Annotated in this window: 10 protein-coding genes; 3 read left to right on the top strand and 7 right to left on the bottom strand. The window is 70.2% G+C overall.

Annotated features, from left to right (window positions below):
* Window positions 1-54: 54 nt before the first annotated feature.
* Window positions 55-1035 carry an alpha/beta fold hydrolase gene (locus ACFTZL_RS36160; protein ID WP_382591998.1) on the top strand — a complete coding sequence of 327 codons (981 nt, stop codon included), beginning with the start codon at window positions 55-57 and terminating at the stop codon, window positions 1033-1035.
* 1 nt (window position 1036) lies between these two features.
* Here the strand turns inward: ACFTZL_RS36160 and ACFTZL_RS36155 are convergent, their stop codons facing one another.
* The 5 genes from ACFTZL_RS36155 to ACFTZL_RS36135 all read right to left on the bottom strand — a co-directional run bounded on the left by ACFTZL_RS36155 (window position 1037) and on the right by ACFTZL_RS36135 (window position 4915).
* Complete coding sequence (locus ACFTZL_RS36155; RefSeq protein WP_382591995.1) at window positions 1037-2569, bottom strand: FAD-dependent monooxygenase; 1533 nt, start codon at window positions 2567-2569, stop codon at window positions 1037-1039.
* Between the two features lie 97 nt (window positions 2570-2666).
* Window positions 2667-3041 (bottom strand): hypothetical protein, encoded by a 375-nt coding sequence (locus ACFTZL_RS36150; RefSeq protein WP_382591992.1) that lies wholly within the window; start codon window positions 3039-3041, stop codon window positions 2667-2669.
* A gap of 73 nt (window positions 3042-3114) precedes the next feature.
* The gene (locus ACFTZL_RS36145; protein ID WP_382591989.1) at window positions 3115-3636 is read right to left on the bottom strand and encodes a roadblock/LC7 domain-containing protein; all 522 of its coding nucleotides are present in this window, start codon (window positions 3634-3636) and stop codon (window positions 3115-3117) included.
* A 38-nt stretch (window positions 3637-3674) separates the two neighbouring features.
* Window positions 3675-4514 (bottom strand): hypothetical protein, encoded by an 840-nt coding sequence (locus ACFTZL_RS36140; RefSeq protein ID WP_382591986.1) that lies wholly within the window; start codon window positions 4512-4514, stop codon window positions 3675-3677.
* The gene (locus ACFTZL_RS36135; protein ID WP_382591983.1) at window positions 4511-4915 is read right to left on the bottom strand and encodes a hypothetical protein; all 405 of its coding nucleotides are present in this window, start codon (window positions 4913-4915) and stop codon (window positions 4511-4513) included. The genes ACFTZL_RS36140 and ACFTZL_RS36135 overlap by 4 nt, the downstream gene beginning before the upstream one ends.
* A 1024-nt stretch (window positions 4916-5939) precedes the next feature.
* On the opposite strand from ACFTZL_RS36135, the gene ACFTZL_RS36130 reads away from it, so the two are divergent.
* Window positions 5940-6158: a hypothetical protein gene (locus ACFTZL_RS36130; protein ID WP_382591980.1), complete on the top strand. Its 219-nt coding sequence runs from the start codon at window positions 5940-5942 to the stop codon at window positions 6156-6158.
* A gap of 312 nt (window positions 6159-6470) precedes the next feature.
* Here the strand turns inward: ACFTZL_RS36130 and ACFTZL_RS36125 are convergent, their stop codons facing one another.
* Both ACFTZL_RS36125 and ACFTZL_RS36120 read right to left on the bottom strand, forming a co-directional pair.
* A complete protein-coding gene (locus tag ACFTZL_RS36125; protein ID WP_382591977.1) occupies window positions 6471-6593 on the bottom strand; it encodes a hypothetical protein in 123 nt (40 codons plus the stop codon).
* Window positions 6594-6670: 77 nt separating this feature from the next.
* Window positions 6671-7126: a hypothetical protein gene (locus tag ACFTZL_RS36120; protein ID WP_382591974.1), complete on the bottom strand. Its 456-nt coding sequence runs from the start codon at window positions 7124-7126 to the stop codon at window positions 6671-6673.
* 449 nt (window positions 7127-7575) lie between these two features.
* Between ACFTZL_RS36120 and ACFTZL_RS36115 the strand changes: the two genes are divergently transcribed.
* The coding region (locus ACFTZL_RS36115; RefSeq protein WP_382591971.1) for an FG-GAP repeat domain-containing protein at window positions 7576-8587 on the top strand (1012 nt) is incomplete at its 3' end.

Genomic DNA, 8587 nt, shown 5'->3' with positions numbered 1-8587 from the left:
TTCTTCCCGCCGGGCGCAGCATGATCAGGGGAGCCGAGTCCCCCGGGAGGAACCATGCCGCAGACGTCCGCCATCGGCCCGACCCACCGTCTGGTGCCGTCACCGGCCGGCCGCACGCACCTCGTGGAGCAGGGAGAGGGACCGCTGGTTCTGCTGCTGCACGGGTTCCCCGAATCCTGGTACGCGTGGCGCCACCAGCTCCCGGCGCTGGCCGCCGCCGGCTACCGCGCGGTGGCCGTCGACGTCCGCGGCTACGGACGCTCGTCCCGGCCCGCGACGGTGGAGTCGTACCGGGTGCGGGAGCTGGTGGAGGACACCGTCACCGTGGTGGAGGCGTTGGGCGAGCGTTCCGCGGTGGTCATCGGGCACGACTGGGGTGCGAGCATCGCCTCGACCTCCGCGCTGCTCCGGCCCGAGGTGTTCCGCGCGGTGGGGCTCCTGAGCGTGCCCTACACCCCGCCCGGCGGCCCGAGGCCCGGCGAGGTCTTCGCCCGGATGGGCGGCGACGAGGAGTTCTACGTCTCCTACTTCCAGGAGCCCGGCCGGGCCGAGGCCGAGATCGAGCCGGACGTACGCGGCTGGCTCGCGGGCTTCTACGCCGCTCTGTCCGCCGGCACGATGCCCGAGGCCGACGCCCCCGACCCGCACTTCGTCGGTCAGGGCGGAAAGCTGCGCGACCGCTTCCCCGTCGGCCTCCTACCGCACTGGCTGGACGAGGCCGACCTCGACGTGTACGCCGGGGAGTTCGAACGTACGGGGATGACCGGCGCCCTGAACCGCTACCGGAACATGGACCGGGACTGGGAGGACCTGGCCGGCTTCGCCGGCGCCCCCGTTACGCAGCCGTCCCTGTTCATCGGCGGCAGCCTGGACGCGTCCACGACCTGGCTGGCCGACGCGATCGAGGCGTATCCGACCACGCTGCCGGGCCTGACGGCTTCTCACATCCTGGACGGCTGCGGGCACTTCCTGCAGCAGGAACGGCCCGGCGAGACCAATCGGCTCCTTATCGAGTGGCTCGCGGGTCTTCACTGACCTAGAGGGCCAGGCCCGGCACCCAGCGCTCGAGGTAGGTGCGCAGACCGGTCAGGTCATTGCCGCGCGCCACGTAACCCACGTATCCATCGGGGCGTACAAGGGCGTGGGTGACGTCCGGCCAAGGGCTGTCCGTGCCGAGGTGGTGCACGCTGAGCAGGTCGTGGCGTCCACGCTCCGGAAGATCCGATGGCCAGAGGTGGGCAGGGCCGCTCAGCAGGAGGTGGTAGCCCGGTGCGGCGGTGCGCTTGTGGAGTCCGGGTGGGACATCGGGAAGCCGATCCCCCGCCTGCGGGCCCTGTCGCGGTCGGTGCGGCCCGCTGGTGGAGGCAGGTCCGCGGCGGTAATGGATGCCGAGTTCGGAGACCGTGCGGAACAGTCGTGCGCGGGGGCGAGTCGTACGCAGCACGAGCGGGGCCAGGCGCGGGGCGAGATGGGTGCGGGCGAGCCGGAGGGCCGGGTTGCTGCTCGTACCCAGGGTGAACGCGCGGTCGGTGAGGCGGCGCACCCCGTGGCCGACGGGGGCCCGCTCCGCCTCGTACGTCTCCAGCAACTCCTCGGGCGACGCGCCCCGGCAGACGTGGGCAAGCTTCCAGCCCAGGTTGAGCGCGTCCTGGATGCCGGTGTTCATGCCCTGTCCCCCGGCCGGGCTGTGGATGTGTGCCGCGTCCCCGGCGAGGAAGAACGGGCCATTGCGGTAGTGGGTGGCGCCGCGGTTGTGGATGCGGAAGGCGGTCATCCAGACCGGATCGCGCAGGATCAGCCGGTGGCTGGTGTAGTCGGTGGTCCAGCCGTCGGCGATCTGCTGCAGGAGGTCCAACGTCACCTCGCCCCCGTGGGGACCCGGCGGGCGCATCGCGATCATCCGCCAGGTGGCCGGTGTACCGAGCGGGAAGAAGAACAGCATCCCGGCCGCGGTCATGTACGTGTGCGCGGCACCCGGCTCCAGCCCTTCGACCTCGAGGTCTGCCAGGAAGAACGTCTGCGGATAGGCGTGTCCCTCGAAGGCGATGCCCGCCTGGGTGCGCACGGTGCTGTGCGCCCCGTCGCAGCCGACGACGTAGCGGGCCCGCACGGTCTCCTGACTGCCGTCCGGGCATCGGAGCCGGCAGCTCACGTACCCGTCCTCCCGCTCGGTCCTCACCAGTTCCGTGCCCCGATCCACGGTCACGTCCCGGGCGGCCAGCCGGGCCGTCAGGACGGCTTCGGTCTCCGACTGCGGGAGGAAGAGCAGGAAAGGGTACGGGGTGTCCTCGCAGCCGACGTCGAACACCGGCACCTGCAGCTCCCGTCGGGGCAGATGCAGGTGCAGCCGGACCGCCGTACTGCCCCGGTCGACCAGGTCGTCCGTCACGCCGAATCCGGCCAGCATTTCCAGGGTCCGAGGCTGGACGGCCGGCGCGCGTGACTCCCGGGCACGGTCCAGCGAGCGGTCCACGATCCGGAACGAGGTGTCGTACGCGCGCAGTTGCGTCGCGAGCGCGAGTCCGGTCGGGCCCGCGCCCACCACCAGCACATCCAGCGGTGCCGTCATGGCCTCAACAGTAGTCGCGGCCTACCGCAGGCTGGGGCCCTCCGCACCGTGTCGCGTCCGGAGGGCTCCCGTGGTGCCGGTTCAGGGTGGTGCGGGCTCAGACCTCCAGGTCGGCTTCGATACGCCGGAGCTGGTGGCGGGCCATCGCCAGGTTGGACCTGCTCCCGTCGAGCACGAGGTAGAGGAACAGCCCGCTGCCACCGCGCCCCTTGATCAGGCGGATGAGGTGGTACTGGGAGTTCAGAGTGATCAGGATGTCCTCGATATCCTCCTTCAGTCCCAGATGCTCCATGGTCCGCAGCTTGGCCCGTACGACGTCGGTGTTGCCGGCGGCGGCGATTTCCAGGTTGAAGTCCTTGGTGCCGCCGAGGGTGCCGAGGGCCATGCCGCTGGTGTAGTCGACCAGGGCAGCGGCCGTAGCCCCCTCGATGGAGCTCAGACATTCCTTCAGCGCGGTCTCGGTGTTGGCCATGCGCTCGGTTCCTTTCGTTCCGTTTGCTTCTGCTTCGGTGGGTCGGTCGGAAGGTTCGGGTGGTTCGGGTGGCTCAGATGCCGGTCTGCGGGCGTGGCTGATGGTTGGGCCGCTGCGGTGTGCGGACCGGGAGGGTGCCGATGGGGCGGGCCGTGGCCGGGGGCGCCGCGGCGAGATGCTCGGCGGGCGCGGGCCGGTCGGCGTGGCGGCCGGTGCCCGGGCCGACGCGCGTGGCCACCAGGTCCGCGATCCGGGCGCCGCTGCGCCGCCCCTCCAGGTGGAGGCGGCCGACGTTGACGCGGTCCTCGGCGAGGAGGGTGAGGACGGCGGTGGCTCCCGCCGCGTAGGTCGCGACGTAGCCTCGGGAGCCGCGTACCAGCAGTTCGCGGAAGTCGCCGCGGCCGGCTGCGTCGGTCATGCGGTACGCGACGCCGAGGGCGGCGGCGGTGAGGGCCGCGAGTCCCTCCGGCTCGGCCTCCGGCACGTCGTGGGCGAGGACGAGTCCGTCGACGGTGGCCGCGAGGGAGCCCGTCAGCCGGGGTATGCGGGTGCGGAGCCGACGCAGTTCGTCCAAGACGTCGGTCTCGACGGCCATGAGCATTCTCCTTTCGGCACGCTGTCTTCGCGCGCGGATCACAGTGCCTCCAAGGCGTGCAGGAGCCGTCGCAGCAGTGCGGTGTCGGGCTCGTCCGGTGCCACCGGACGAGGGGCAGGGCCTGGCTCGGCGGACGCGGGGGCTGGGGCGGGGACTGTGGCTGTGGCCGTGGCTGGGGCTGGGGCTGGGGCTGTGGCTGTGCCTACGGGAACGACCATCCCGGCGGCGGCCAGGCGGCGGAGTTCGACGAGCGTGTGGAAAGTGCGGCAGGCGAGGACCGTGGCTATCTGGGCCGCGGTGCGGACGCCGTCGACCTGGGCGAGGGTGCGGCCGCGGCGGGCCGGCAGGTCCGAGGGGGCGGCGTCGGGCACCCGGGCGAGCGGGACGAGGTCGACGCAGGGTTCGGGCCATATCCGGTGCAGCAGTTCGCGGCGGCGTCTCGACTCGCGCAGGACGGAGTCCACCGGTACGGAGCGGACCGCGCCGAGCCAGTGCGTGACTCCGGGGCGGAAGCGGAGCGCCGGTCCGTCGTGGGCGAGGACGAAGTACGCCGCGTCGAACAGGGCGCCCAGGTGACACAGTTCCAGCGCGCCGGCGGCGAGGTGGCCGCTGTCGACCAGTTGCCGACCGACCTTGCAGCGGCGGCCTGCCTTGTCGATCGCGGCCCACCAGCCGTCCGGGGCGAGCGCACCGCTGTGGGTGAGCAGATCGCCGAGGTCGGGCGTGACGGCGGATTCGACATGGACGACGTGCCCCGAGGCCAGGTAGACGATGCCCGACTCGGTGGACAGGGCGCCGCTCGCGCCCTGCGCGGCAAGGGTGCCGAGCAGGGCCGAGGCCGGTTCGTCCGTGCGTGAGGCGCGGGTCGGCGTGATCATCCGAGCACCAGTCTGTCCGCCATCTCGGCCAGCCGGATGCGGGCCAGAGCCAGGTTGCCGTCACTGCGGTCGAGCCATAAGTGCACGAACACGGTGCTGTCGAACGTCGTGCTGACGAACCTGAGCAGGTGGTACGAGTCGGCGTTCGTGATGATCAAATCCTGTACGGGTGGTTCTTTTCCGGACACCTCTCCCACGTCGCCGCCGGCCGGCGCGAGGAGGCCGCTCTCTGTGGCGAGGCGGGCGAGTTCGGCTGTCTCAGCCGCCGCCGCCTCCAGGTCACCACCCGGTGCGTCACCTACGGCGCCCAGGGCGAGACCACTGATCCAGTCGACCACCGATGCCCCTCGCGCGCCGGGCAACCGCATGGCTTCCAACAGACTCTCGTCAATTCCGGGCACGCCGAATCCCCCTCCCCTGCACGGCCGTTCCCGCGAACGTGAGCACGACACTACGGTGTGTGCTCGGCGCAGGTGAACGCTTTGGCATTTTCCAAAGGAATGTGCAGTGGAGTGGGCAGGGGTGCGAACGGGAGCGATCTGAAGCGAGCATGAGGCGTCTCGTCGCGCTCCGGCACTCTCCATCAGAGCCTTGAACTGGGCTTGAGCGAGTCGGACTCTGGATCCCTCACTCCACAGCGAGTCGCATGTTCGGGCAGCTTCCACAGGGCGCCTCAGGACTCACGCTGACCGCTTGCTGATTTTACTGACGGGTAATCAAATCGACTTGGGGCCCCCGAAGGCACTGACCGCGTCGGTGCCGAGCGAGACCCACCCCGACTACCGGGCGGCAGACAGTCTGAGCCCGTACTCATGGGCTGCTCTGAGGTTGCTGAGATGCTCAACATGTCCATCAGCTGGGTGTACAGAGAAGCCCCAAAGCTAGGCCTGCACCGCTACACGCTCGGACGCGGAAGGAACGCGAAGGTGCTTTACAAGAGGAGCGAGGTCTTCACATGGCTGGAGCAGCGGAGACTTCACTAGAGCCTGTCCAACGGACCCACGCCGCTCGAGTCTCTGTGCGAGCCAGCAGTAGGTCTGGGCATGGTGACGCGACTGCGCAGGCTCGAGAGCCTGCTGGGCGGGCGGCTCGACGACATCGACTACAGCAGCATCGCTGAACTGGTCGGGAAGCCGAAGCCGCCGAGAGCGAGGCCCTCGACTGGACGACCACCACATACGGCACATTCGGCAGGTCGTCGCGAACAACACCGCCCGCCCGTCCCGTACGACGCCATTGCCGTGCCCAACCCCGGGGCCCCGGGCGCCGGATTGCTGCTGCTCGCGGTGCCCCGCAGCCCATCTGGCCCACACGCCGTGACCGAGCCACCGACGAAGCCGTCCCGAGACGCTCTGCGCTATCGCCGGCGCGGGTGGCCTCGGGCTGACCCTCTTTGCCCGCTCCTCGCGCTTGACCGGAGGCGAAGTGGACCTTCAGTTCGCCGAGCCGGGTGAAGTCGTCTACCAGCTGCTCTGCGCGCTCCCCTTCCTCGCCGACCACACACGCGACCGCACCGCGGCCAGCGGTACCGCACTCGTCAATGCCGTGCTGGTCGCAGACATGGCCGCCCATCCCCTGTGCGCGGTGGTCGACGTGCTCCGGCCGGATCCGATCCCGTTCCGGGTCGACCCGCTGGACCCCTGATCCGGGCAGCGCACGCAGCCGGGCGAGCTACATTCTGGGCTGCGGCAGGATGCGCACGCCGAACGCCTGCCTGCGCCCGGCCCCCCACCGTGAGGTGGAGGGTGTCGCGCAGGGTGGATGCGGCAGATGACGGCTGCTACCGCACCAGGAATGGAACGTCGGCGGCCTCGAGCACGTGCGAAGTGGCCATGGGGCCGCCCCATGCCGCCCCGTCCAGGCGCTGCTCCGACCCGATCCCAAGCTGGTCAATGCCCGGGACGGAGCCCCCTCGCCGTCGATGCAGCGAAGGGGCCGCATGGCATGCGCTCGCGTTCAGGCGGCGGCCGGCTCGGGGTCGGTGAGGGCGGGGACCGCGAGTTGGAGACGGCTGCCCATGTTCAGTCGGACCTCGCCGTAGGGCTGGATGTGCATCCAGAACAGCGGGGTCAGGGCCATCGCAACGGTGATCAGGAGCGCGACCTGGGTGTTCCGCTTGCTTGATCGGCTACATCACGTGGCGCCCACCCGGCGGGTCAGGTGGTGACCTTCTTTTCGTCACTGCAGGTCGCCTCGACCACCCGCCCGGTCGACAGGTTTACCTCGCAGACGCGGAAGCGAAATTCTCCACCATCGGTGAAGCTCTTGTTCAGATTCGTCCACCCGGCGTTCGCGCTGCCGTCCCAATAGGCCACTCCGGAACGCGCGGAGCTCCCATGGGTGTACCACCACTGCAGCCCAACCGGTTCGTTGTTGCTCGACAGGTCCTGCAGCCAGATCCACTCACCATAGCGCTGGAAGCAGCCCTTGGTCCGGTCGATGCCCCACGGGTTGGCCAGGGCACACGTCTTGGCCCTGTTGTTGTTGTAGGTGCTGTCCGCCACGTCCGTCGTGCGCTGCCATCCGTCGGCAGCAGAAGCAGGCGCGGCTGTTGCGCTCAGGGCGAGACAGGCCGCGAAGAAGCCCCCCGTGAGCATGGTACGAGCACGCATCGGTTTGTCCCTTCCGTTGTGATCGGGACCCGGCGAGGACCGATCTTCGCAGCAGTGGCGACGGTTCGGCCGACCAGGCACGACGCAGACTGCTGGCCGTCGGCAGGCCGCAGCAACGGCAACCGGCTGTCCCGGACAATCGCCGACTGTCCGGGCAGGTCAGGACCTCGTCCGGACAGTGTCCCGGACAGAGGTGGTGCAACGGCGTGGGCGGTCCGATCACCGCGTGTGTACCGGACGCCGGCTAGCGGAGACCCACGTGGGCAGGTCTTTCGACGGCTCTGCACCACCGGCGTGCGTGAGGGCCTGGCCAGGGGTCCCAGGAGGGCGCACCTCCGGCACTCTTGCGCTCCGGCCCACCGAACAGCCCCTCAAAGGAGCGCATCACCCCCGTAACAAAGTGATCCACTTCCTTGTGCTTGCCGCATCCACGCCCGTGAAGTGGGCTGATGCACTTTCCGACAGCAGGCGGTCCGTTCTTCCGCCACCTGCGCATGTGGCACGCCGTACCGGCCTCCCTCCTAGTGGTGGCCGTGGTGGCGTTCCTCGTCCTTCTCCCGTCCGACGGCGCGCGCTCGGTGCCCAACAGCCCCTGTCGACCGGCCGATTCGGCGCGCGAGGACACGCCCGCGGCCCCCGACCTCGACGGGGACGGCTTCGCCGATCTGGTGCACGAGGTCTCCGACACGGCGGAGAACTTCGACGTGACCGTCGTGCCCGGCTCCGAGCACGGTCCGGACCACGACCGCACGACCGTCCTCACCCACGAAGACCTCGGTCTGCCGGACGACGTCCAGACGGGCGACGACCCGTGGCAGCCCACGGTCGCCGACCTGGATGAGGACGGCCACGCCGACCTCATCGTCAGCGGCGCCGCCCAGGTCCTGTGGGGAGGCCCCAAGGGCCCGCAGGCCGACGGACCGCACGGGCGCGTCCCCCTGCCGGGCAGCGGATATGACACCGCGCCGATCGCCGGCGACTTCGACGGGGACGGCCACACCGACCTCGCGGCCTTCAGGTTCTCGAACAAGGATCAGGAACTGGTCGTCCTCAAGGGACCGTTCAAGCGCTCCGGCACTCCCACCCGGACCGTGGAGATCCCCAGCCCCGTCCACGAGGCCGCCTCACCCATGCTGGTCGCCGGCGACGCGAACGACGACCGCGCCGCCGATCTCGCGCTCTACGACTCCCCCTGGGATCCGCCCCTGCTGTTCACCGGCGGCGCCCGAACCGCCGGCGGCCTGAGCAAGGAGCCCGAGCGGCTGCCGGAGGGCGAGAACGTCGTCTTCGGCGACTTCGACGGCGACGGGCGGCAGGACGTCGCCATCGGCCGGAGCTTCGTCGACAGCTACGACGAGATCGACACACCCCACCAACGCGGCCAGGTCAGCGTCCGCTACGGGAAGGAGCCGGGGAAGTGGGTCACCATGGAGGGCGGCGACTTCAAGGAAGGCTTCGGCA

Origin of the sequence: Streptomyces sp. NPDC056948 (assembly GCF_042674225.1) — a bacterium.
GTDB lineage: Bacteria > Actinomycetota > Actinomycetes > Streptomycetales > Streptomycetaceae > Streptomyces > Streptomyces purpurascens.
Note: the sequence above shows the minus strand (reverse complement) of the source record. Positions and strands in the feature narration are given on the sequence as shown.

Coding starts and splice junctions, on each gene's coding strand:
- ACFTZL_RS36160 (WP_382591998.1), top strand. CDS start 55: ATGCCGCAGACGTCCGCCATCGGCCCGACCCACCGTCTGGTGCCGTCA.
- ACFTZL_RS36155 (WP_382591995.1), bottom strand. CDS start 2,569: ATGACGGCACCGCTGGATGTGCTGGTGGTGGGCGCGGGCCCGACCGGA.
- ACFTZL_RS36150 (WP_382591992.1), bottom strand. CDS start 3,041: ATGGCCAACACCGAGACCGCGCTGAAGGAATGTCTGAGCTCCATCGAG.
- ACFTZL_RS36145 (WP_382591989.1), bottom strand. CDS start 3,636: ATGGCCGTCGAGACCGACGTCTTGGACGAACTGCGTCGGCTCCGCACC.
- ACFTZL_RS36140 (WP_382591986.1), bottom strand. CDS start 4,514: ATGATCACGCCGACCCGCGCCTCACGCACGGACGAACCGGCCTCGGCC.
- ACFTZL_RS36125 (WP_382591977.1), bottom strand. CDS start 6,593: ATGGCCCTGACCCCGCTGTTCTGGATGCACATCCAGCCCTACGGCGAG.
- ACFTZL_RS36120 (WP_382591974.1), bottom strand. CDS start 7,126: ATGCGTGCTCGTACCATGCTCACGGGGGGCTTCTTCGCGGCCTGTCTC.